Source organism: Microbacterium sp. 67-17 (genome assembly GCF_001898325.1).
GTDB lineage: Bacteria > Actinomycetota > Actinomycetes > Actinomycetales > Microbacteriaceae > Microbacterium > Microbacterium schleiferi.
Window position 1 is genome coordinate 1 of sequence record NZ_MKTR01000024.1, and the last position, 24,528, is coordinate 24,528.

17 protein-coding genes are annotated in these 24,528 nt (G+C 67.6%); 13 read left to right on the forward strand and 4 right to left on the reverse strand.

Annotated features, from left to right (window positions below):
- The 10 genes from BGO47_RS09835 to BGO47_RS09880 form a co-directional block, all read left to right on the forward strand.
- Window positions 1–1,579 (forward strand): ABC transporter substrate-binding protein (locus BGO47_RS09835; protein ID WP_292711376.1); only part of this gene is annotated, 1,579 nt, incomplete at its 5' end.
- A gap of 76 nt (window positions 1,580–1,655) precedes the next feature.
- The gene (locus BGO47_RS09840; RefSeq protein ID WP_292711380.1) at window positions 1,656–2,594 is read left to right on the forward strand and encodes an ABC transporter permease; all 939 of its coding nucleotides are present in this window, start codon (window positions 1,656–1,658) and stop codon (window positions 2,592–2,594) included.
- Complete coding sequence (locus BGO47_RS09845) at window positions 2,591–3,448, forward strand: ABC transporter permease (protein ID WP_292711383.1); 858 nt, start codon at window positions 2,591–2,593, stop codon at window positions 3,446–3,448. Before BGO47_RS09840 ends, BGO47_RS09845 begins: the two co-directional genes overlap by 4 nt.
- Entirely contained in the window at window positions 3,445–5,013 is a 1,569-nt protein-coding gene (locus BGO47_RS09850; RefSeq protein ID WP_292711386.1) for an ABC transporter ATP-binding protein, read from the forward strand. Before BGO47_RS09845 ends, BGO47_RS09850 begins: the two co-directional genes overlap by 4 nt.
- 1 nt (window position 5,014) lies before the next feature.
- Entirely contained in the window at window positions 5,015–6,103 is a 1,089-nt protein-coding gene (locus BGO47_RS09855) for a peptidase C39 family protein (protein ID WP_292711388.1), read from the forward strand.
- Window positions 6,104–6,250: 147 nt separating this feature from the next.
- Window positions 6,251–8,638: a UvrD-helicase domain-containing protein gene (locus tag BGO47_RS09860; RefSeq protein ID WP_292711390.1), complete on the forward strand. Its 2,388-nt coding sequence runs from the start codon at window positions 6,251–6,253 to the stop codon at window positions 8,636–8,638.
- A 125-nt stretch (window positions 8,639–8,763) separates the two neighbouring features.
- Entirely contained in the window at window positions 8,764–10,347 is a 1,584-nt protein-coding gene (locus BGO47_RS09865; RefSeq protein ID WP_292711393.1) for a TrkA C-terminal domain-containing protein, read from the forward strand.
- 103 nt (window positions 10,348–10,450) lie between these two features.
- Window positions 10,451–11,533 (forward strand): SseB family protein, encoded by a 1,083-nt coding sequence (locus BGO47_RS09870; protein ID WP_292711397.1) that lies wholly within the window; start codon window positions 10,451–10,453, stop codon window positions 11,531–11,533.
- Window positions 11,523–12,587: a non-homologous end-joining DNA ligase gene (gene ligD, locus BGO47_RS09875; RefSeq protein WP_292712139.1), complete on the forward strand. Its 1,065-nt coding sequence runs from the start codon at window positions 11,523–11,525 to the stop codon at window positions 12,585–12,587. Before BGO47_RS09870 ends, ligD begins: the two co-directional genes overlap by 11 nt.
- Window positions 12,584–13,078: a nitroreductase family deazaflavin-dependent oxidoreductase gene (locus tag BGO47_RS09880; protein ID WP_292711400.1), complete on the forward strand. Its 495-nt coding sequence runs from the start codon at window positions 12,584–12,586 to the stop codon at window positions 13,076–13,078. Before ligD ends, BGO47_RS09880 begins: the two co-directional genes overlap by 4 nt.
- Before the next feature lie 16 nt (window positions 13,079–13,094).
- On the opposite strand, the gene BGO47_RS09885 is transcribed toward BGO47_RS09880, so the two are convergent.
- The 3 genes from BGO47_RS09885 to BGO47_RS09895 form a co-directional block, all read right to left on the reverse strand.
- The gene (locus BGO47_RS09885; RefSeq protein ID WP_292711403.1) at window positions 13,095–14,141 is read right to left on the reverse strand and encodes an ATP-dependent DNA ligase; all 1,047 of its coding nucleotides are present in this window, start codon (window positions 14,139–14,141) and stop codon (window positions 13,095–13,097) included.
- A gap of 46 nt (window positions 14,142–14,187) precedes the next feature.
- The gene (locus tag BGO47_RS09890) at window positions 14,188–15,345 is read right to left on the reverse strand and encodes an AI-2E family transporter (RefSeq protein ID WP_292711405.1); all 1,158 of its coding nucleotides are present in this window, start codon (window positions 15,343–15,345) and stop codon (window positions 14,188–14,190) included.
- A 97-nt stretch (window positions 15,346–15,442) separates the two neighbouring features.
- The gene (locus tag BGO47_RS09895; RefSeq protein WP_292711407.1) at window positions 15,443–16,906 is read right to left on the reverse strand and encodes an NAD(P)/FAD-dependent oxidoreductase; all 1,464 of its coding nucleotides are present in this window, start codon (window positions 16,904–16,906) and stop codon (window positions 15,443–15,445) included.
- Window positions 16,907–17,245: 339 nt separating this feature from the next.
- Here BGO47_RS09895 and BGO47_RS09900 point away from each other — a divergent pair, with 339 nt between their 5' ends.
- Window positions 17,246–18,325, forward strand: a complete 1,080-nt coding sequence (locus BGO47_RS09900) for a linear amide C-N hydrolase (protein WP_292711410.1) — start codon at window positions 17,246–17,248, stop codon at window positions 18,323–18,325.
- A gap of 81 nt (window positions 18,326–18,406) precedes the next feature.
- Here BGO47_RS09900 and BGO47_RS09905 read toward each other — a convergent pair whose 3' ends face one another.
- Window positions 18,407–19,084: a TetR family transcriptional regulator gene (locus tag BGO47_RS09905; RefSeq protein WP_292711413.1), complete on the reverse strand. Its 678-nt coding sequence runs from the start codon at window positions 19,082–19,084 to the stop codon at window positions 18,407–18,409.
- A gap of 209 nt (window positions 19,085–19,293) precedes the next feature.
- Here BGO47_RS09905 and BGO47_RS09910 point away from each other — a divergent pair, with 209 nt between their 5' ends.
- Window positions 19,294–22,845 (forward strand): glycosyltransferase family 2 protein, encoded by a 3,552-nt coding sequence (locus BGO47_RS09910; RefSeq protein WP_292711415.1) that lies wholly within the window; start codon window positions 19,294–19,296, stop codon window positions 22,843–22,845.
- A complete protein-coding gene (locus tag BGO47_RS09915; RefSeq protein ID WP_292711418.1) occupies window positions 22,842–24,422 on the forward strand; it encodes a carbohydrate-binding protein in 1,581 nt (526 codons plus the stop codon). The genes BGO47_RS09910 and BGO47_RS09915 overlap by 4 nt, the downstream gene beginning before the upstream one ends.
- Window positions 24,423–24,528: the final 106 nt, after the last annotated feature.

The window sequence follows — 24,528 nt, forward strand, 5'->3', positions numbered from 1 at the left end:
GTTCTTGGTCGTTCTCACTGACCATCGCACGATGGCTCACCCCGTCGCGGTCACGACGCCGCGGGCCCGAAAGACCACCACCCCGCGGGACTCCAGGCAGATCGACAGCATCACGGTCGCCCTGCCCGGCTCGCTCTCCAACCTGTACGTCGGGCAGGAGTCCGGCATCCTGAACTACTACATCGCCTCGATCGCGCAGGAAGGTCTCGTCGCGATCGACGCCGACGGCGCCATCCAGCCGGCGCTCGCTGAGTCATGGTCGCAGCCGGATGACGTGACGTACGTCTACGAACTCCGTGATGACGCGACGTTCCAAGACGGCACCCCGGTCACCGCCGATGACGTCGTCTTCAGCCTCAACGAGGCTCGCGACGAAACGACCTCGCCGGGCCTTGCGTATTACATGACCAACGTCGAGTCGGTCGAAAAGACCGGAGACAGTGAGGTGACGGTCACCCTCGCCGAGCCGGATGCCGCTTTCGCGAAGAACATGAGCACCGGTGGCGCCGCTTTCATCACGTCGAAGGCGTTCTGGGAAGCCAACGATGGAAACGTCGGCACGGCATCCTCGCTCCTGATGGGAACCGGCCCGTACAAGGTCACCGAGTTCGCACCCGACTCCCACGTCACCTTCGAGCGCACCGACACGTGGTGGGGTGAGGAGCCCAAGGTCAAGAGCATCACGGTCAACTTCATTCCCGACGAGTCGACCAGGCTCCTCGCAGCCCAGTCCGGCGACATCGACGTGGCGTTCAACGTTCCCCTCGCGCAGTCCACGCAGTGGGAGAACCTCGACACCATGCGGGTCGACTACATCAACGACCTGTCGTATGTGGGGCTCTACTTCAATACGTCGGTCGCCCCGTTCGATGACCCCAAGGTGCGCGAGGCCATTGCGCACGCCGTCGACCGCGATGCGTACGTCGACAAGCTGCTGCGGGGGCACGGCGAAGCCGCCACCGCGATCATGACCCCCGAGTCGCTCGCAGCCGTGTACTCCCCGGATGTCGCGCGCGAGAAGCTTGCCGAGATCCCGCAGTGGGACTTCGATCTGGATGCTGCCAAGGCGGCACTCGCAGAGTCGGGCTACCCCGACGGGTTCGAGACCGAGATCCTCACCCCGAACACCGGCCCGCAGCTGGGCACTGCGGCGCAGGCGCTGTCGCAGAACCTCGCCGAGATCGGCATCACACTGAACGTTCGCGAAGTGCCGATCGAGGAGTGGCTTGCGAGCCTGGATGCCTCCAGCGACTACGGCCTGAACATGATGTGGTACTTCTCGACGCTCGGCGACCCCGCCGAGATCCCCAGCTACCTGCTGGGCGCCGGCAACCCCGCCGCGTACGACAATCCCGAGATCATGTCGCTCCTGTCGGAGGTGGGCGCAGAATCCGACCCCAGCGCCCGCATCGACCTGCTCATCGAGGCTGAAACGCTGCAGGCCGAGGATGCCGTGAACATCCCGCTCTGGTGGGGTCAGTCCGCCACCGCGTTCGCCAACGACCTCGGGATGAACGACTACAGCTCGTTTGCGTTCATCTCGTCGTGGCCGACGCAGCTCTACCGCGCGGCGCAGTAACACCGACGGAACCACCACTGTGACAACAGGTTCACCCCTCCGGGCACGCGCCCCGCGATCACGGCCGCTTGGCCGCATGCTCGCGGTGCGCGTGCTCGGCATGCTCGGCGTGCTGCTGGTTCTCTCCTTCATCGTCTTCTCGCTGATGTATTTGGCGCCGGGCGACATCGTGAAGAACCTGCTCGGCAATCGGCCGTCTTCGCCGGATGCGGTGGCAGCCATCCGCGCCCAGTACCACCTCGATGACCCGTTCCTCGTGCAGTATGTGCGATGGTTGGGGGGTTTCGTCACCGGGGACCTCGGCGAGTCGATCCGGTTGCAGACGTCGGTTGCCGACGCGATCTCTTCCCGCGTGGGGCTCACCGCGGCACTCTGCGGGATAGCGTTCGTCATCGCCCTCGTGGTGGCCATCCCGCTTGGGGTGCGCAGCGCCGTGCGGGCAGGCGGGGCATCCGACCGCACAGCCAGCGCCCTCGCGGTCGTCGGACTCAGCGCACCCACGTTCGCCGTCGGTCTGCTGCTCCTCTACGTCTTCGCTTACTACCTTCCGGTCTTCCCGGTCTACGGGGCAGGCTCGGGCGGGCTCGACACACTCTGGCACCTCGTGCTCCCCGCGATAACCCTCGCCCTGGGCCTCGGTGCCATCATCCTGAAACTGACGCGCACCGCGATGCTGCGCGAACTCGAGGCCGACTACGTCACCTCGGCGCGCGCTCGCGGCCTGTCGGAACGCAGCGTCCAGCGCATCGCGCTGCGCAACGCGGCGATCCCGATCGTGACCGGCGCGAGCCTGGTGCTGACCTTCCTGGTCGGCGGAACGGTGCTGGCCGAGACAACCTTCGCGCTGCCGGGCCTGGGCACCCTGCTGCAGGACTCCGTGCTGTTCAAGGACATCGCCGTCGTACAGTCGCTCACACTCCTGGTCGCGATCGTCATCGCGGTCATCGCGCTCCTGGCCGACATCGCCTACATCCTGCTCGACCCGCGGGTACGCGAACGGGGGGTGCCCGCATGACCGCGGCCATCGAACTCATGACATCGCCGACCCGTCGGCGCAGGCGGATGCCGATTCTCATCCTCCTGTCGGTGGGGCTCATTGCTCTCGTCGTGCTGGCGGCCGTCCTCGGCCCGCTGCTGTTCCCCGATGCGATGCGCCAAGACATCCTCTCCGCGCTCCTGGCGCCGGGTCAGGACGGGCATCTCCTCGGCACCGACGAGCTCGGCCGCGACGTGTTCGCCATGACAGTCGCGGGCACCGCGTCGGCCCTGGTCGGACCGGTGTGTGTCGCCCTCGGATCGATGTTGCTGGGCATCCTGCTCGGCACTCTCGCGGGTTACGAACGCGGCTGGCTCGACTTCTTCATCAGCCGCTGGACCGACCTGCTGCTGGCACTTCCGGTGCTGCTGGCCGCGATCGTCGTCGCCGGTGTGTTCGGGGGCGGGTACTGGGTCACGGTGGTGTTGCTGATCGCGCTGTTCTCGCCCTCCGACATCCGGATCGTGCGTGCCGGCGTGCTCGAGCAGTCGGCCCGGCCCTACATCGAAGCGGCCCAGATGCTCTCACTCTCACGGTGGCGCGTGATGTTCCGCCACATCCTGCCGAACGTGTCGACCCTGGTGATCACGAACGCGATGCTCAACGTCGCCTTCGCGATCGTCGCGTTCTCGTCGCTGTCGTTCCTCGGCGTCGGCGTCCCGCCCGGGACGGCCGACTGGGGCCGGCAGCTCACCGACAACCGGGCGATCATGTTCGACAATCCCGCGGCCGTCCTCGTGCCTGCGGCGTTGATCATCCTCGTCGCGTGCGCCGTGAACCTCGTCGGTGACTGGGTCGGGCAGCGCCTCTCGCAGGTAGGAGAAGAGGCATGACCGGCGTGCAGATTCACGGGCTCACCGTGCGTGGACCACAGGGCGTCATGGTCGAGCCGTTCGACGCGACCATCGCTCCGGGCCGGACCCTGGCCATCATCGGAGAGTCCGGATCGGGCAAGACCCTCAGCGCGAAGAGTCTCATCGGCCTCCTGCCCCGTGGCTTCCGCGCCGCGGGAACGGCCGTCGTCGGTGACAGCACGCTTGCCCTGGATGCCGCACCGGCGGCGTGGACGTCGGTGCGCGGGTCGACCGTCGCGCTTCTGCTACAGGACCCGTTCACGAGCCTCTCGCCCGTCCACCGGTGCGGCGATCAGATCGCGTGGACGCTGCGGGCGGCATCCGATCGGCGGATCGCGGCATCCGACCTCGCCCGCGAGGTGGCCGCGCGGCTGGCTGAGGTGAAGCTTCCCGAACGTGTCGCGCGGGCCTTCCCGCATCAGCTCTCGGGCGGGATGCGGCAGCGGGTCGCCATCGCGGCGGCGCTGGCCGCTGACCCCAAGCTCCTCATCGCCGATGAGCCGACCACTGCGCTTGACGCATCGAACCAGGCCGAGATCCTCGACCTGCTGCGCGCAGTGCAGTCGCGTCGGGACCTGTCGGTGATCCTGATCTCGCACGACCTTGGGCTCGTGCGCGGACGTACCGACGACGTCCTGGTCATGCAGCATGGCGTCATCGTCGAGCGTGGCGCGACCGGCGATGTGCTCTCTGCTCCGAAGCATCCGTACACTCGCGCGCTCATCGACGCGGACCCCGTCCTCGCCCCGCCGCGTGAAGCTCCGGCACCTGCCGTCGAGGAGACCCCGACCCTCGTGCAGGCAACGGGCGTGACGAAGCACTTCGGGCAGCGCACCGTGCTGGATGGTGTCGACCTGCGCATCGGCGAAGGCGAAATCGTCGGCGTGGTCGGAGAGTCCGGGTCGGGCAAGTCGACGCTCGCTCGCTGCATCGCGGGGCTCGAGCGCGAAGACGGCGGAGTCATCTCCTTTGGCGGCACAGACCTAACCCCAGGACGCCGCTCGCGCACACCCGCGCAGATGCAGATCGTGTTCCAAGACCCGTACTCGTCGCTGAACCCCATGATGTCGATCGGGTCGATCCTTCGAGAGGCGCTCGCGGTCGCACACCGCCCGGCATCCGATGTCGCCGTGCTGCTCGAGACCGTCGGGCTTCCCACCGACTTCGCCGGCAAGCGACCGGCCGAGCTGTCGGGCGGCCAGCGGCAACGCGTCGCCATCGCGCGCGCCCTGGCGCCGAGGCCGAGGCTGCTCATTTGCGACGAGTCGGTCTCAGCGCTCGATGTCTCGGTGCAAGCCCAGATCCTGACGCTGTTGACGGCGCTCCGCGACGACCTCGGCATTTCGCTGCTGTTCATCTCGCACGACCTGGCAGTCGTGCGACTGCTCGCCGACTCGGTCACTGTGCTCTGGGACGGCCGCGTGATCGAGAGCGGACCGTGCGAACAGGTGCTCACCGAGCCTCGCCACGAATACACCCGGATGCTGGTTGCTGCCGCGCACCGCGAAAACACGTCGGTGAGTGCCGGCGAGAGAGAAGACTGACGTGCAATCGATCGAACCGGTGCTCGCGGAAGGCGCAGACGCTGTAGCCGCGGTCCTGGATGCCGGCCTCGCTGACGCTCTGGGTGATGAGCGCGCCGCGCACTGGCGCATCGAGCGCGCCGGGTACCGCCCGACTGTGCACACGCTCGGGCACGGTTCCGGCATCCTGGCTGCCGCCCTCACCTCGGGTCGTCCCGCAACGGCCGCGACGAAGATCATCGACCTCTGGACCTCGCCGGACGCCCCGGATGACGCCGCCGATCGCCTCCTCACGCGCGTGATCACCGCTGCGGCAGAGCGCGGCGATGCCGCCGTGAAGTGGGAGGTTCCTGAGGGCGCTGCCGTGCCCGAGTCGGCTTCGGCACACGGCTTCACGCCCCTGCGCGCCCCGTGGGGCGCCGTGGGGACCGAGGGTGCCAACGGCCTCGTGCGGTGGCTGGTCCCGATCGAGCACGCGGAGCCCGGGTACTACGGGCAGACGACGCTCTTCACCTGTGGGGCGGTGGCTGGCCTCATCGCCACCGAGCGCTTCGGCAGTCCCGGGTTCGCGGGCCAGGGTGTGTCCGATCGTGATCTCGAGATCGACTTCTGGCGTCGTGCCAGCAACTATCCGGCGTGCGAACCGATCGGGCTGGCCGTCACGGTGCAGGAGCATGTCGGCCCTCGCGGCGCGGTTGAGGTGACACTGGACCACCCGGGCCCCGTTCTGCTCGAGGAGTTCGCCGGCTTCGACTACGACTTTCGTGCGGAGTTGCAGCAGGAGTCGCGCAAGCGCGCGGCAGATCTCGGCATCCGGGTCGACACCACACGCATCGCGATGACCGAGGTTGCGGCGCGGGTGGCCGCGGGCGAGCAGGCCCTGCTTCTCATCGACGAGGCGCCGATGCACGCCGACCCCGGCCCTCACTGGATCGTTGCCCACGGTGCTGCCGGGCCCTACGTAATCGTCGAGGACCCGTGGGTGAACACGGCGACGGGGGAGACCTGGGTCGACACGCATGACCTTCCGATCCACGTCGATGACCTGGAGCGCCTGGTCGCCTGGGGCCCGGAGGGTTATCGCGGCGTCATCTTCCTGTCGCCGCGCTGAGTCGACGGCCCGATTGCAGGAGGGATGGCGACTTTCGCCGCCGCGAGCGGCGTCGAAAGCCATCTGATCCTGCAATCGGGACCGTCACCCGCGGGGCTGCGCGGAGCCGGGGCGGATGTCCGGGGTCGCGAATAGACTTGCGGGGTTATGAATGTGGTGGATGACGAGCTTCTGACCGGCCTGAATCCGCCGCAGCGTGAGGCGGTTCTGTACCGGGGTCCGGCGCTGTTGATCGTCGCGGGCGCGGGGTCTGGCAAGACCCGGGTGCTCACTCACCGGATCGCGTCGCTGCTGCGCGGCGGCGAGGCCTACCCGAGTCAGATCCTCGCGATCACGTTCACTAACAAGGCTGCCGGTGAGATGCGCGAACGCGTCGAGCAGCTCGTCGGGGAACGCGGACGCGGCATGTGGATCTCGACCTTCCACTCCGCATGCGTGCGGATCCTGCGGCGCGAGGCCGAGCAGTTCGGGTTCACGAAGGCGTTCACGATCTACGACTCCGGCGACTCCCGCGCGCTCATCAAGCGCCTCGTCAAAGAGCACGAAGCCGACGCACTCGGGCTGACCCCCGCCGGTGTGCAGGGACGGATCTCCAAGCTCAAGAACGAGCTCGCGGATGCCGAGTCCTTTGCGCGACAGGCGAACATGAGCGATCCCGCCGAGCGCCTCTTCGTCGAGATCTTCGGCGACTATCAGCGAGCCTTGCAGCGCGCCAATGCGTTCGACTTCGACGACTTGATCGCCCAGACCGTCTATCTGTTCCGGGCGTTCCCCCAGGTGGCGGATGTCTACCGCCGCCGCTTTCGGCATGTCCTCGTCGATGAGTACCAGGACACCAACCACGCCCAGTACGCGCTGATCCACGAGCTCACACGTCCCGTCACGGGAGCTGCTGCCGAGCCGTATTCCGTCGGCGGAATGATGATCTTCGAGCCCGAGGAGGCTCCCGAACTCGAGGGAGCCTCCCTCACGGTCGTCGGTGACTCAGACCAGTCGATCTACGCGTTCCGCGGCGCCGACATCCGTAACATCAGCGAGTTCGAGCGCGACTTCCCGGGGGCAAAGGTCGTGCTCCTGGAACAGAACTACCGGTCGACACAGAACATCCTCTCGGCGGCGAACGCCGTCATCGGCAACAACTTCGACCGCAAAGACAAGAAGCTGTGGACCGATGTCGGAGCCGGCGATCCGATCGTCGGTTTCACCGGCTACTCCCAACACGACGAGGCCCAATTCGTCGCCGATGAGATCGAGGCCCTCCACCGTCGCGGCGTCGAGTACGGCCAGATGGCAGTCTTCTACCGCACCAACTCCCAGTCCCGTGCGCTGGAAGAGATCTTCATCCGCTCGGCTGTGCCCTACAAGATCATGGGCGGCACCAAGTTCTACGAGCGCGCCGAGATCAAAGATGCCCTTGCGTACCTGGTCGCTGTCGCCAACCCCGCCGACGAAATGGCGGTGCGCCGCATCCTGAACAAGCCGCGGCGCGGCATCGGCGACGTGACCGAAACGGCGATCGCCCGGTACGCGGCAGACCAGCAGATCACGTTCCGCGATGCCCTCGCCAACGCCTCGGCCCTCGGCGTCGGACCGAAGATCCAAGCCGCGATCGTGCAGCTGGATGCCGTGCTCGCCGAGGCCAGCGCGCTGATGCTTCCATCCTCGGGCGAGCTCCCGCCGCCGACCACCGTGGCCGAGGGCCTGCAGCTGCTTCTGAACAAGTCGGGCTACCTCGACGTCCTGCGCGCCTCCCGCGATCCGCAGGACGAAGCGCGCGTCGAGAACCTCGACGAACTCGTCGCCGTCACTCGTGAGTTCGCCCGCAACAACCCTGACGGCACGATCATCGACTTTCTGACCGAGGTCGCCCTCGTCGCGGATGCCGACGACCTCGACGATGCCAGCGGGTCGGTGTCGCTCATGACGATGCACACCGCGAAGGGCCTGGAGTACGACACCGTGTTCATCACGGGTGTTGAAGAAGACCTCATCCCGCACCGCATCTCGGCCGGGGAACCGGGCGGGCCGCAGGAAGAGCGGCGTCTGTTCTACGTCGGCGTCACGCGTGCTCGAGCGCGGCTCTACCTCACGCTCGCCATGACCCGTGCGCAGTTCGGTGAGGTGTCGGTCGCGATGCCCAGCCGCTTCCTGCAAGAGATCCCCGCGACACTCATCGACTGGCGCCAGTCTCCCGGCGATGTGAACTCCCGCGGGGGTTCGCAGTCCCGCGCCCTCAACGCGCGGCCCGGGCGGTCTGGCGCGGGGGGAGGCTTCGGGGGATCGGGCCGTTACGGCGACGCGCTCGTGCCGAAGTCGACCTCGATCGACAAGTTCGCCAACCGCATCCCCGCGAAGGTCCGCGACAACGGCGACATGGAGCTCGCGCCAGGCGACCGCATCCGTCACGATGACTTCGGCGAGGGTCGAGTGGATGCCGTCACCGGCGAGGGTGCGAAGCGCGTCGCGCATGTTCGGTTCGATACCGCCGGAGCCAAGAAGCTCCTGATCAAGATCGCCCCGATCGAGAAGCTCTGAGAGTCGCGCGCCAGGACTTTCGCCCCTGAGCGGCGACGGCGGCCGAGCGTACGATCGCGATGACGGCGTGAGCGAGGGCGCACCAGCGCCCAGGGCAGGTCAGGTCCGCTGGCAGAAGGAGGCTCATGACCCTCGCGTCAGTGCTCACGGTGCTTGCCGATCACCCGGTGCTCGTGCTGTTCCTGGTCACGGGCGTCGGCGCGGCTATCGGCCGCATCCAGCTGTGGGGGATGTCGCTCGGCGCGGTAGCCGTGCTCTTCACGATGATCGCGCTGACGGCGTGGGGTGTCTCCCAGGGAGTCACGATCGAGGTGCCCTCGTACGTCGGCGATTTCGGCTTGGTGCTGTTCGCGTTCAGTATCGGCGTCATCGCGGGGCCTGGGTTCGTGAATGCCCTCCGCACCTCGTACTGGATGCTGCTGCTCGTCTCGGCCATCATGATCGTCGCGGCAGCACTGACGCTGGGCCTGGGGACACTGCTGGATCTGTCGCCGGAGACGATCGCCGGTGCCTACGCCGGCTCGGTTACGAGCACCCCTGCCCTTGCTGCTACCGGGGGCAGCCCGGCAGCCACGGTCGGGTATGCGAGCACGTACATCTTCGGCGTCGTCGGGGCGATGGGCGCCGTCGCGCTTGCGCTTCGCCACAGTCGCACTGACGCTGATGCGCCACCGCGGATCGTCGACCTCGTGATCCGCATCGACACCGACAGCACCCCCACGATGACCGATCTCACGCGGCGGCACGGCGGTCGGGTGCTGGTCTCGCGGCTGCGTCGCCCCAACGGGGAGGTCATCGTCGTGGGTCCCGACACGGTGCTCGAAAAGGGCGCGATCATCAATGTGGTCGGCCCCGAGCGGGTCGTGGCAGCTGTCACCGATGAGCTCGGGCATCCGTCCACGGTGAACATCACCCACGACCGCAGTCGGCTCGACTACCGGCGGATCATCCTGTCGGACTCGCGCTGGTCGGGGCGCACGATCGCCCAGCTCGGTGTCGCCGAGCGATTCGGAGCGACGATCGTGCGGGTGCGGCGCGGGGATGTCGAGTTCCTCGGCACACCCGACTTCGTGCTGCACCAGGGTGACCGGTTGCGGGTGGTCGCTCCGCGCGATCAGTTGCCCGCGGTCACCGCCTTTCTCGGGGATTCCGAACGCGGCATGGCCGACCTCAATCCCGTGGCTCTGGGCCTCGGCATCGCGGCGGGCATGCTGCTCGGCCTCGTCGAGGTGCCGCTGCCGGGCGGATCCCACCTGTCGCTCGGAGCCGCTGCCGGCGCTCTCATCGTGGGCCTCGTGATGGGCAGGATCGGGCGCATCGGGCGCTTCGTGACGACGATTCCGAACGCTGCGGCCACCGCCCTGGGCGAGCTCGGCCTCCTGATCTTCCTCGCCTACGCCGGATCGAAGGCGGGGTCACAGATACTGCAGGCGATCGCATCGGGCGAGATCGTCGCTCTGGTCGGCATCGGCCTGGTCGTGACATCCTTCGCGATGTTCGGCACCTATCTGCTCGTGCGACACATCCTGCACCTGGGCGGCACGAAGCTCTCCGGTGTCATCGCCGGAGCGCAGACGAACACCGCGATCCTCGCGTTCGCCCAAGAACGGACCGGCCACGACGTGCGTGTCGCCCTCGGCTACAGCCTCGTCTACCCGACCGCGCTGGTCGTGAAGATCCTGCTGGCACAGCTGCTGACGCTGCTGTGAAACGCCGGGCAGTCGTCGAGAGAGCGGCATCCACGCCTCCTGTCTTTCCCCACCTGTGATAACCCTGGTGCCGTCGGGCGCTCGACGTCTGTAGCCTCGAAACATGGCTCTGTTCTCTCGACGCCCCGCAGCGACGCCTGCCGAGACGCCCGAGGGCGCCTCTGTCGATGCGACATCCGTTGACGACGCGGTCGTCGCCGACGCCACATCCGACGTCGACGCGGCAGCTTCGCAGCCCTCGGAGGTCGCTGACGACGAACCAGATTTCGACGCGGTGGTCGGCATCTCGATGTCCTCGTTCCAGGGCCTGGGGGCGCCAGCGCCCGCGGCGAACGGCTCCGCAGAACCGTCAGGTAACGATGGGGTCGACACCCCTCCGCGCCCGGGGTTGCAAGATAACGGCCCGCTCGTCACCGCCCTCGCGAAGCTTCCGGAGCGACCCGAACCCGCGGAACTGCTGCAGGTCGCGCGCCAGCTTTTGCAGGGACACCTCTTCTTGCGCGTCAAGGGAAACGCGAAGCGGATGCTGGCCGAAGGCGAGAACATTCCGCTGGCGATCACGACAATCGGTGAGAAGCAGTACGTCCTCGTCTACAGCGGTGTCGCCGCTCTGCGCGCGAGCCTCGCCGCCGACGGCGCTACCGACACCTCGGCGATGGCCCAGCCGGCGCAAGCAGTGCTGCGGTTCCTGCTGTCGGGAACGTATGCCGGACTCATCGTCGACCCGGCGTCCGCCCCTGCCAGAGCGATGCTTTCGCGAGAACTCATCGCGCAGATGATGGAGCAAGCCGATCCCGAGTTCAGCATCAAGAAGCTGCTCGCCGCTCGCCGCACCGAGTCCACGCCCGACGATGTCGTGGCAGCCATCCCCTCATCGCGTCTGTGGATCGCGGTCAACAAGCCCGACGGGTCCGATCAGGTCGGTGTCGCCGAGGCCCGCACTGTCGACGGTGACCGTCTCATCGAGGTGTTCACGCACCCCATCGAGATCGCCGCCCTCGGGCGTGGCGATCGGCCCGCGCCTGTCACCGGCGCGCAGCTGGGCGCTGCACTTCGGGCTGATCCCGGGCTCGCCGGCATCCTCATCGACCCCGCCGGTCCGTGGATTCGCCTCGACCGTGAGGACCTCGCCCCGTTGATGGTCGAGGCTCCTGGCGATGGCGATGGCGATGGCGATGGCGACTGACCGTCTCATCCTCGATATCCCCGGCCCCGATGGTGACCGGGAGGTCGGGCTGTCGAGCCCCGATCGCGTGCTGTGGCCGGCGGTCGGGATCACCAAGCGCGAGCTGGCTGAGTACCTGCTCGCCGTCGCCGAGCCTTTTCTCGCCGCCAATGGCCATCGCCCCGTCTCGCTCGAGCGCTACCCCGACTCGATCGAGGGCGAGATGTTCTTCTCGAAGAACCCACCCAAGGGTGCGCCGTCGTTCGTCGACACCGTCACGGTGACCTACAACAGCGGGCGTCGGCATCCCCAGATCGTGCTCACCGAGCCCGCCGCCGTGGTCTGGGCGGCGCAGATGAATACCGTGGTTTTCCACCCCTGGGCTTCACGCCTCGAGAACACCGACAACCCCGTTGAGCTGCGAATCGACCTCGACCCGCAGCCCGGGACTGACTTCCCGGATGCCGCCGCCGTTGCCCCTGCGCTACGTGACGTCCTCGCCGAGGCGGGCCTCGAAGCGTGGATCAAGACGAGCGGCAATCGCGGCATCCACCTGTTCTGCCCGATCGAGCCGGAGTGGGAGTTCCTCGACGTTCGGCACGCGGTCATCGCTGCCGGTCGCGAACTGGAGCGACGGATGCCGGAGCGGGTCACGACGAACTGGTGGAAAGAGGAACGCGGAGAGCGCGTGTTCATCGACTTCAATCAGGCAAATCGCGATCGCACGATGGCCGGGGCCTACAGCCCGCGCGCCCTCCCGACCGCAACCGTTGCCACCCCGATCACGTGGGATGAGCTGGCCTCCGTCGATCCGGCATCCTTCACGGTGCGCACGGTGCCCCAGCGCCTTGCCGAGCTCGGCGACCCGTGGGCCGACTTCGGTGGCGCGCCCGGACGGATCGACACGCTGCTGGAGTGGTGGGAGCGAGACCTTTCCAACGGACTCGGTGAGCTGCCGTTCCCGCCCGAGTTCCCGAAGATGCCCGGCGAACCCCCGCGGGTACAACCGAGCCGGGCACGCAGACCCGACACGAGCGACCCCGAAACGAACGAGCCTGGAACGGAGACCGCGTGACCCAGAAGACCACCGACGCGGCGGGCGCCGCGACGCCGGCGGCGCTCGACCAGTGGGCAGCGCGCCTGCTGCAGACGCGCTGGATCGTCCGCGCCCCGATTCCGCTGTTTCGCGCAGGGCTTGGCTGGCTGTTCGGTGGCAGATTCGTGATGGTCGAGCACACCGGACGCAAGAGCGGCGAGCCGCGCTATGTCGTTCTCGAAGTGATCGAGCGTGAGACCAACGCGCTCCGCGTCGCTTCCGGCCACGGCCCGCGGGCGCAGTGGCTCAAGAACCTGGCCGCTAACCCCGCCGCACGGCTCTGGGTGGGTCGATCCAAGGGCGTTCCCGCTATGGCCCGCGTCCTGCCCGAGATTGACGCTGCGGCGGCGCTTGCCCGCTATGCCCGGGTGCACCCGGATGCCTGGGACCACCTGAAAGGGGCGATGGACGAGCTGAACGGGGGAGAGGCGATCATCCCGGTGGTTGAGTTCACCCCGCCTTCGCGCTGATCCCGCCGCTCAGCACTCAGCTCTCGAGCACCGCCCCCACGTCGTACGCTCGCACCGTCTCGAGCTGCTCATAGGTGCAGGAGCGGGGATCGCGGTCTTCTCGCCACCGCACGAACTGCACGGTATGGCGAAATCGCCACTTCTCGAGCTGGTCGTAGCGCACCTCGAGCACAAGCTCGGGACGCAGCTGCACGAACGACACATCCTTGCCAGAGGCGAAGCGAGACCGCTCGCCTTCACCGGTCACCGCGGCGCCGGACTCGTCGCGCTCGACGAAGGGCTCGAGCTCGTCGACGAGCTCGAGCCTGCGCTTGTCTGACCACGCTGCCACGCCGCCGACCTGAACGAGCTGGCCCTCGTCGGTGTAGAGACCGACGAGCAGTGAACCGACGCCGCGACCGCTCTTGTGTACGCGGTAGCCGAGTGCGACGACATCCGCCGTGCGTGCGTGTTTGATCTTGAACATCATGCGCTTCCCCGGTGCGTAGGGCTGCGCGAGGGGCTTGGCAACGACGCCGTCCAGACCCGCGCCCTCGAACTCATCGAGCCAGCGGGCAGCCTGGTCCGGGTCGTGCGTCGTGCGCGTGACGTGCACCGGATGCGGCACCGCGCGCAGGAGGTCGAGGAGCTCGGCCCGCCGGGCTTGAAACGGCTCGCTGGCAAGATCGCGCTCCCCGCGGGCCAGGATGTCGAACGCGATGAACATCGCCGGCGTCTGATCGCTCAGCATCCGCACCCTCGACTCGGCGGGGTGGATGCGTTGCGTCAGCGCGTCCCAGTCCAGGCGCTGGGAGCCCGGCACGCCCAGCGCGATGACGATCTCGCCGTCGAGCAGGCACGGCTCGGGCAGAAGCCGCGTGAACGCCTCGACGAGCTCGGGAAAGTAGCGCGTGAGCGGTTTCGCGCCGCGACTACCGATCTCGAGATCTGTCCCGTCCCACGAGATGAGCGCGCGGAAGCCGTCCCACTTCGGTTCGAAGCTCAGGCCACCGGCTACCGCGTCAGGCGCGGGGATGCTGTCGACGGACTTCGCGAGCATCGGCTCGGGAATCGTGTGAGGCATGCGGTCAGCATCCTGTCTGTTGGGGGGTCGTTGTCGAGCCCCGGCGTCAGGACGGCGCCGGTTCGGTGCTCTTGCGTCGCGCCCACCGGGCCGGCGTGTTCGGACCGTCCCAGACCTGCACGATTCCCCACGCCACGGCAGTGATCGGCACCGCCAGGACCGCGCCGACGATTCCGCCGAGCACCGTGCCGATTGTCAGAGCGATCAGGATGACGAACGAATGCAGCTTCATCGAGCGGCCCATCAGCACCGGTTGCAGGAAGTTCCCTTCGAGCTGGTTGACGAGCACGACCAGACCCACGACGAACAGGGCGTTCACCCAGCCGTTGGCAACGAGCGCGACGAGCGCAGCGAGGATGCCGGCGAGAGTCGCCCCGACGATCGGGATGAAGGCGAGGAGGAAGACGAGGACGGCCAGGGGCAGGGCGAGCGGGACGCCGAGGATCCAGAGGCCGATGCCGATCCCGACAGCATCGACGAAAGCGACGGATGCCGTGCCACGGACGTAGGCGCCGAGCGTCGACACTGTCTTGTCACCGATGCGGCGCGCCCGCGCTTCGGCAGAACCGCGGAACGGGCGGAGCAGAAACTCCCACATCCGCGGGCCGTCCTTCAGGAAGAAGAAGAGCACGACGACCAGCAGGACGAAACCGGTGGCGAAGTTGGCGACGACACTGACGCCGGCGATGGCTCCGGTGCCGAACTGAGCACTCGTGATGAAGTCCTGGATGGAGGCGATCCACTGGTCGATCTGCTGCTGATCGATACCGAACGGCAAGGTCTGCACCCACTGCCACAGCTGCTGTGCGCCAGCCTGCGCTTGGCTGTAGAGCGAATCCCACTGGTCGCGCACCGCCCAGACGATGAGCCAGCCGACGCCCCCGAGAATCAACACGATGGCAAGCAGCGCGACGAGGGTGGCAAGGATCGAGGGAACTCCACGACGGCGCATCCAACCCATGACCGGCGCGAACGCCGACGCGAAGATCAGGGCGAGCAGCACCGGGATGACCACGAGCGTGAGTTGCCTGAGCCCCCAGATGACGCCTGCCGCCAGGGCGACGACGACGATGATCTGTAGGCCCCGCGTCGCGAGCACCCCGAACTTGTCGCCCCAGAGCTTGCGGGGTGGCACGATGCCGTCATCCGGTACCGCAGGAGCGCTGTTGCTGTCTGTGGACGAGCCGATGCCGAACAATCCCATGCGTCGACCGTAGCTGCCGTGGGCACCTGGGCGCACGGTCTTGACGACGCGGCCCGCATGCGGCAGTCCGGCGCTCACCCGGTTGGTCAGTCGTGTGTCAATCGCCGCCGAAGACGTCCGCGAGCGTGATCGGCACGCCTGCCGCGTCGCTGAGCGCCGTGCGCGCGGCGTGCCAGCCGCTCATCCCGTGAACGCCAGGCCCGGGCGGGGTCGACGACGAGGCGAGATACACCCCGGGCAGCGGTGTACGCCACGGATGCCGGGACACGACGGGTCTGCGGATCGCCTGCGCCATCGTGAATGCGCCGCCGGAGATGTCGCCACCGATCTCGGCGGGGTTCCTCCTCCCGCGGGACGCTGCTGTCGTCGAGTGCGTCGCGAGGACCAGGTCCCGCGCGCCCGGTGCGAAGCGCTCGATCTGCGCGAGAACGGCAGCCGTGGCATCCGCCCTCGACCCGAGCGGGACGTGCGTGTACGCCCACAGGACCGCCTTGCCCGCGGGGGCACGGGTCGGGTCGATCACCGACGGCTGCACCGCGAGTACGTACGGGTTCGCGGGGATCCGGCCGCGTGCGACATCCTGCTCGGCGGCGATGATCTCCTCCCGCGTTCCGCCCAGGTGCACGGTCGGGGCTCGGCCCACGTTCGGATCGCGCCAGGGGATGGGCCCGTCAAGCGCGACGTCCACTTTCATAACGCCGGGGCCGTACCGGTAACGGCGCACCGCCCTCGCGTACCCGGTCGGGAGCGCAGAGTCTGTCAGCAGCAACCGCGGCGAGGTGTCGAGGATGAGCAGATCGCCCGCCGCCGGATCGCCCCAGTCCAGGCCGTCGAGCGACGTGACCCGTCGTCCCGTCTCGATCACGCCGCCGTGAGCGCGGATGTCGGCGGCGAGCGCCTCGGCGATGACCTGGGCGCCGCCGCGCGGGACGGGCCACCCACCGGCGTGGGCCTGCGCCGTCAGCAACAGGCCCGCCGCTGCCGACGCCAGGGACGGCATCCAGGTGTTCGCGTGAGCCATCGCTCCCGCCAGAAGCGCTGCAGCCCGCGGCGTTCGGAAACCCAGCGCGCCAAGGCTCGTGCCCTGCTCGAGCACCCGAAAGCCGAATCGCGCCGCCGTGACCGGATGCCGCGGCATCCGTACCAGCTGATCGCCCGTGAATGACACCAACTCGTCGATGTGGTGCGCGAGCGGTCGGACCGTCGCCAGCCAGGCGCGTCCGTCGGGGCCAAGGTCGTGTGCCGTGCGGTCGAGGTCGCGCCAGGCGATCGCCGCGGGCGCATCATCGAGCGGGTGCGCGTAGGAGGCATCCGGGATGAGCCACGACACGTCCCGATCCAGCCCGAGCGCCCGGAACACGGGAGAGGTCAGCGCAGCAGGGTGCACGGCCGAGCACACGTCGTGGCGGAAGCCGGGAAGGGTCAGTGCTTCGGTGCGCAGTCCACCTCCGATGGTGTCGGCTGCCTCGAGGACCCGCACCCGCAGTCCCGCCCGCGCGAGTGTCGCCGCGGCGGTCAGTCCGTTCGGTCCGCTGCCCACGACCGTCGCGTGTACCGCCATGCCGCCAGTCTGCCAGCGCTCGTAGATGCAGTCGACACACACCCGGGTGATGGAGCGGGTGGCGTGGGGGATGAAATCCGGATTGTGAGGTGATCGAGAACGTTGCCTCGCGACACCATCGACTCGAGAAGTGTCTCCCTCACGAAAGGGTCCGCGGCGATGGTCACCGAATCCCAGAAAGTAGTGCCGTCGTCACGGACTGGTGTGATCGACGCCGGGGGTCCGGGGGCCACATGCTCGCGGCGCTGAACGCGGCGCTCGCCTTCAATCTCAACGTGTCAACTCCGCCACTGGCGCGCTGATCGCCTAACACCTCAACCGAAGACAGGAGAATCCCGCATGTGCACACGAGTTATCTGGCCGGATGCCAACGGATCGGTCATCGTCGGCCGCAATATGGACTTCCACATGGATCTCCTCACCAACCTATGGAAGCTCCCCAGGGGAATCGAACGCACGGACGGCGCCAATGGAAAGCTCACCTGGAAGGCCAGGTACGGCAGCATCGTTGCTACCGCGTTCGACCTGATTGCGACCGATGGCATGAATGAGGAGGGCTTCGCCGGACACATCCTGTGGCTTGCCGAGTCCGACTACGGTAAGCCTGACGAGAATGCCGTTCAGTTGAGTCAGGCGGTGTGGCTGCAGTACTACCTCGACAACTTCGCCACCGTCGCTGAGGCCGTCGAGTGGACGAATGAGTCGCAGGTCCAGATCGCGCAGCTGTTCGACCCGACCGGTCACCTCGTGCCGACGCTTCACCTCGCCATCAACGACGCGACCGGCGACTCGGCGATCATCGAGTACACCGACGGCAAGCCGAAGGTCTACCACAGCCGCGACTACCTCGTCATGACGAACTCCCCCACATACGACAAGCAGCTCGAACTCGTCAAGAAGGTCGAGGGGCTCGGCGGTGACGAGCACCTGCCCGGCTCGACGCTGGCCAGCGACCGGTTCGCGCGCGCCTCGTACTATGTCGCGCGCCAGGTGCAACCGAAGACGCAGATCGACGCTATGTCGGCCATGTTCAGCATCATCCGCAACGCCGCGCAGCCGTTCCGGGAGCCCGAGCCTGGCAAGCCCGACGCGTCACAGACGATCTGGCAGGTCGTGCTCGATCTCACGAACAAGCGCTACGCATTCGAATCCACGACCCGCCCGAACCTTATCTGGGTCGATCTCGACGAGGTGAGCTTCACAAAGGGCACGAAGGTGCTCAAGCTCGACCTGGTGGGACGCCTCGCGCTCGAGGGCGGCCTGGAAGGCGACGCCAGCCACAAGTTCACCGATCCGGGTGAACTCGCCGAAGACGTACTCGCTGCGGGCGTGACGGCACTCGAATGGGTAGCACGCAAGCGCGACGCGTTCCTCGCAGTGAGGAAGGCCGTTCAGGAACTCGTCGGCACCTCGCACTAGAGCGTTTCGCTCGGAGAAGTCTCCGCGGCTTCTCGCGAGTCACCTTGTGGCGGCCGGCGCGGGCCGGGCGGCGACCCCGGATCAGAGGTCGAGAGAGGAGTGCAGACGGCGGGTGACCTCGGCCAGCGGCATCCGCTTGGGGAAGACCGCCAGCACGACGTCGTCGGGATTCGGATGCTCGGGGTCGGGGTGGACGCCGAACTTGCGCATGAGGTCATCAAGAGCGGCGCGCAGCACCGACACCGGTACGGGCTCCCGATCACGCAGCAGCTGGCGCAGCACGTGGTTGTGTACGGCGGCGACGGATGCTGCGAAGCCGACCGCATCGATCGGGTCAAGTCCCGGAAGAGCGCCGCGCAGGTACTCATCGAAGAGTCGCTCGTACCGGAATACCGTGACGATCTCGCGCTCTCGCAGCGCAGGAACTTTCCGCACCACGGAGTAGCGGCGCCGTGCGAGCTCGGGGTCGGCGGCGAAGTGTTCGAACACCGTAACCGCCGCATCGCACACCGCGACCCAGGGGTTCTCGTGAGGCTGCGACAGGTTCTCACGCAGCTGCGCGAGCAGGAGCTCGTGGTCGGCGAACACGACGTCGTCCTTGCCGCCGAACTGACGGAAGAACGTTGACCGGGAGCTGCCGGCAGCCTGGGCGATCTGCTCAACGGATGTCGCGTCGAAGCCGTTCCGATCGAACAGGTCGAGCGCGACGGCGACGACTGCGGTCCGCGACGACGACGTGGCGGCGGTGGTGTCGGACATGCCGTGAGCCTACCGCCGGGGGAACCTCAAGTTTGGCTCAGTGTTACCTCAAGGAAAGAGCATCTGAGCCCAGGATCATCCCAGGAAGCCGCAGCTTTCCGGTATCGCGCGATAGCGTCGCGGTGCGGGATCGCTCCGGGTGCTCGGCATCCGTCGCCCCGCCTTTGTTGTGTGAGGCCTCTGGCCACGGACACGGATGGAAACGCGGGATGAGCACACGCACAGCGTTGCCGTCGACGAGACGGCCGCAGTGGGGATCCGAGAAGCGGCGGACGCCGCTCTCGACAGTGCACGCTCGCCCGTCCGCGGCCAAGGTGGTGTGGGCGCGGATCGCCATCGGTGCGACGATCGCGGCCTGGGTCGGCTACATGATCTTTACGATCCTGCCGCAGCTGTTTGCGAACGACGGAGTCTTCCGCACGCTCGAAGTGATCGTCTACGCGGCGGTGGTGACGTTCCTCACGTTCTCTGCCCTGATGTACCTCGTCGCCCGCGCCGGCGCCCTCCGCCGGTTCCGTGATCATGTCCGGGCCCCGCGCGGAGAGCTCGACCGCCACTTCGCCGACGGCCACCAAGAGGGCCTGACCGTCCTCATCCCGTCATACGCGGAAGAGCCGGCAGTCGTGCGCAAGACGATGTGGTCGGCGGCGCTACAGGAGTACCCGTCGCTGCGGGTCGTGCTGCTGCTGGATGACAGCCCGTTTCCCACCGACCCCGCGGTGCAGGAGCGTCTTGACGAGACCCGCCGGATCGCCTCCGACATCGAGAACGCTCTGAGTGGGCCGGGCGAGCGGTTCACCGCGGCGCTGCTGGCGTATGAGAACGAGTGGCTGCTGGGCGGCACTGTCGGGGCGGACGCCGTCGAGACTCTCCGCGACCAGTACGTCGCCGCCGTGACGTGGCTGCGCACCGTCGGTGACGAATGGCCGCACGAAGACCACGTCGACACCTTCTTCATCGATCAGGTGCTCGGGGGCCTTGCCGACGACCTCGACGCAACGGCGCAGGCTCTGCAAGCCGCGATGGATGCCGATGCCGCGCCCACGGGCGAGAGACTGCTCGAACTCCACCGCCGCCTCGTCCGGATCTTCACAGTCGAAGCGACGACCTTCGAACGCAAGCGCTACGCGTCGCTGTCGAATGAGCCGAACAAGGCGATGAACCTCAACGCGTACATCGGCCTGCTCGGCGGGCGCTATCGCGCTCATCCGACCGACGAGGGAACCGTGCTCGTGAAGGTCGGTCCCGCGGACGAGGCCGACATCGTCATCCCGGATACGCCGTACCTGCTCACGCTCGACGCCGACTCGCTGTTGCTTCGCGACTACTGCCTGCGGCTTGTGCACTTCCTGGAGCAGCCCGAGAACGAACGCGTCGCGGTGACGCAGACGCCGTACTCGTCGTTCCGGGGAGCTCCCACCCGCATCGAGCGACTTGCGGGCGCCACGACCGACATCCAGCACATCCTCCACCAGGGGATGACCGCGCACGACGCAACCTTCTGGGTGGGCGCAAACGCCGTCATCCGGCGGCGTGCGCTCGAAGACATCGTGCAGGTCGAGACGGTCAACGGCTATGAGGTGCGCCGGTACGTGCAGGACCGCACGGTCATCGAAGACACCGAGTCAAGCATCGACCTCGCCGACCAGGGGTGGTCGCTGGTGAACTACCCCGAGCGCCTCAGCTACAGCGCAACGCCGCCTGACTTCGGCTCACTCGTCGTGCAGCGCCGGCGGTGGGCCAATGGCGGCCTGCTGATCATGCCCAAGTTCTTGAAGTACGCGCAGCGGCGGCGCAAGTCGCACCGGCCGATCACGATCGCCGAATGGATGCTGCGCACCAACTACATGGCATCGCTGGCGTGGGCATCCTTCGGTCTGATCATGCTGCTGACCTACCCCTTCGACAGCAGGCTGCTGAGCCCGCTGGTCGTTTTCGCTGCTCTGCCGTACTTCGTCTCGCAGGCGAGTGACCTGCGGTACTCGGGCTATCGCACGATCGACATCTTCCGGATCTACGGCTTCAACCTGATCCTGTTGCCGGTGAACCTCGCGGGTGTCCTCAAGTCGATCGAACAGGCGCTCACCGGCAAGAAGATCCCGTTCGCCCGCACGCCGAAGGTGCGTAACCGCACCGCCACACAGCTGCTCTACGTCGTGGCTCCCTATGCCATCGTCATCTTCTCGGTGTTCACCGCATGGTGGAACATCCTTCACGAGAATTGGGGCACAGCTGCCTTCGCCGCCTTCAATGCGACCCTCGCGGCCTGGGCGATCGTCGAGAACATCGGCATCCTGGAGTCCATCGCCGACACGTGGTTGGGGCTCACCGACTGGATGTGGGTCGACGCGACCCCGAAGAAGCGTTCGCGCGTGAAGGCGGGGGAGCGCGCGCAGCCGGACTGGCGGGCCGCGCTGTACCACGGTCACCCGGCTGCGGGAGAGACCTCGCCCGACTACCTCCCTCCACCGACCATCCCTGCACGCCCGGTGATGCTCGAACTCGAGACTCTCGAGGCCCCGATCCTCGCCGAGCCCGAGCAGCCGATGCTCTCTGAATCCGAGCAGCCGAGCCTCTCCCTGCTCGACGTCGATGACTCACCGGAACCCGATCCGGTGTCGGCGACCCGTCCCGAGGTCGCCGCAGCCGAGGCGGCTGCCGAGCCGGAACCCGATCCGGTGCCGGCAGCCGCCCCGGCGATGTCCGAGCCCGAGCCTGTTGTCGCTGAGTCGGAGCCGGAGCCTCACACCGAGCCGGCGGCCGAGCCCGCCGTCGTCGAACTCGATGCGGCGACCGAGCCTGTTCTCGTTGGTGCTCCGACCGAGTCGGTATCTGAGCCCGGCGCCGAGCCCGAGGTGTTCCGCCCGACGTATGCCATCGCGCCGGCATACGGGATGGAACTCGTGCCCGATCTCTGGATGCCGGGGCCGGAGGGTCGTGTTGTGTCGGCCGAATGGGATGACTTCGGGGACGCCGTCGATCATCCTGTCGAGGTCGCGGCCAGCGCCTGGGCCCCCGGCGACAGCGGCGATCGCGCCATCCAGGTCTTCTCGTCGGCAGAGCCAGCTGGGGTCGATTCGGCGGCTCCGGCGTGGATCGCCGCGCCGGAGCCCGTGTTCCCCGATGTTCCCGTCCAGGCTCCCGCGGCGCAGTATGTCTACACGCAGTCTGCGCCGCAGCAGCGGTATGTCTACACGCAGCCTGCGCCGGCACAGCGGGATGTCTACACGCAGCCTGCGCCGGCACAGCGGGACCAGCCGTGGCCGGTCGAGCCCGCGCAGCAGGCTGCCCCGCAGTGGCACGCTTCGGCACCCGTGCCCACCTCCCCGTGGCAGACTCCGGTCTGGAACGACCAGGCGCCCTCGTACCCTGCCCAACAGCAGTACGCGGGCGAACCCCGGGCGCCCTTCACTGCGTCACCGCTACCGGCGTGGCAGGGTTATGTCGTCGCCCCCGAGTACGCGCCGACCTCTCCGAGCGACGGCCAGCTGTACGGGGCGGCTCCGTCGTGGCAGAGTCCGGCTCAGCCCGACGTCTATCCGCCGGAGCTCGTCCCGGCCACGGCAGCGGCTGGCGCTGACTGGGCTCCGGCGCCTGCGCCGGGCGAGTGGCAGGTGCCTTCGCAGACTGCCGCGCGGACCTCTCCTGACGCCGTACCGGTCGGGGTGCCCCCGGGGCGGATGCCGCTTCGCAACGAGGTTCCGCTGTCACCGAATGCTCCTGTGTCGCGCCCGGTGCGTGGCCGAGGTCGCGGGTGGTGACCGGCGAGACGGCGAGCAGCGCTCAGGAACGGCGGGCGACCGGCCCGCACGCCGGAAAGCGCTTGTCGCCGTGGCGGGTCATGCTCGGCATCCTCATCGCCGCGGCCGCCGGCGTTGCGATCTGGTTCGGGTTCCACACCGTGACCGATCGAGTCGTCATCGACCCGAATCAGCCCTGGTTCGCGGCGTACGTCGATACCACCCTCACCCCCGCCTACGCATTCGAGTCTCCGGCATCCGCCGCTGACGAGGATGTCGTGCTGGGGTTTGTCGTCGCTTCCGAGGAGACCACGTGTGAGCCGTCGTGGGGCGGCGCCTACACGCTGGACCAGGCTGCCCGCGACCTGGACCTCGACCGCCGCATCGCCCGTCTCAGGCAGCAGGGTGGCGACGTCGTGGTGAGCTTCGGCGGGCGAGACAACACCGAGCTTGCGACAGCATGCCCGGATGCCGAGTCGCTGGCGGCTGCTTACCAGGCCGTCATAGACCGCTACGACCTCACGATCATCGATCTCGACATCGAAGGCGACGCGTTGCAGGACACCGCGGTCGGGGCGCGCAGGGCTGAGGCGCTGCGCATTCTGCAGAGCGAGCGGGACGCGGACGATCCGCTCACGGTCTGGCTGACGTTGCCCGTCACGCCGTCGGGCCTCGATGCGACCGGCGAGGCTGCCGCTGTGCAGGTGATCGACGCCGGTGTGAAGCTGGGCGGGATCAACGCGATGACGATGGACTACGGCGTCGACCTCGAGGGTCGAACGATGGGCGACGTGGCGATCTCGGCGATTACCGGCGTTCGTGACCAGCTCGTTGACATCCTGCGCGACTCCGATGAACCGCTCAGCTCCGCGGCAGCGTGGGCGCGCATCGGCGCGACACCCATGATCGGTCAGAACGACGTTGTGGACGAGGTGTTCACGATGGATGATGCTGCGCAGCTCAATCAGTTCGCGCTGGATGTCGGTCTCGGTCGCGTTTCGATGTGGTCGGCCAACCGCGACCGCTCCTGCGGCGACAACTACGCCGACGTACGCATCGTGTCCAACTACTGCAGCGGTGTCGACCAAGGGCAGGAGAGTTTCGCGGTCACGCTCGGAGACGGCCTGACCGACACCGGAACTGCAGGCAGTCACACACCGGTGCCACTGCCGAGCGCCTCGGCCACCGACGACCCGGCCACGAGCCCGTATCCGATCTGGAACGCTGACACGCGCTACCTCGCGGGGTCGAAGATCGTGTGGCACGGCATGGTTTACGAGGCCAAGTGGTGGACACGCGGTGACGTTCCCGACGATCCGATGGTCAGCGGCGCCGAGAGTCCGTGGGACCTGGTCGGTCCCGTTCTTCCGGGCGAGACCCCCTACGTCGTGCCGACGCTTCCGCCTGGAACCTACCCCGACTGGTCGGGCGATACCGTCTACCGCGAGGGGGATCGCGTCCTCTACGACGGCGTTCCGTTCGAAGCGAAGTGGTGGACGCAGGGTGACAGCCCGGCCGCGGCATCCGATGACCCCGACGGTTCGCCCTGGATCCCGCTGACTGCCGCGCAGATCGAGCAGATCGCCGGCAGCGGGTAAGTCGCCTGCCCGTTCGCAACCGTTCAGTGCCGGGTAGTAGGCTGACTACTTGGTCGAACTATCTCGACATCGAGACATTCCCTCACCCACCCGACGCCGCAGCGGA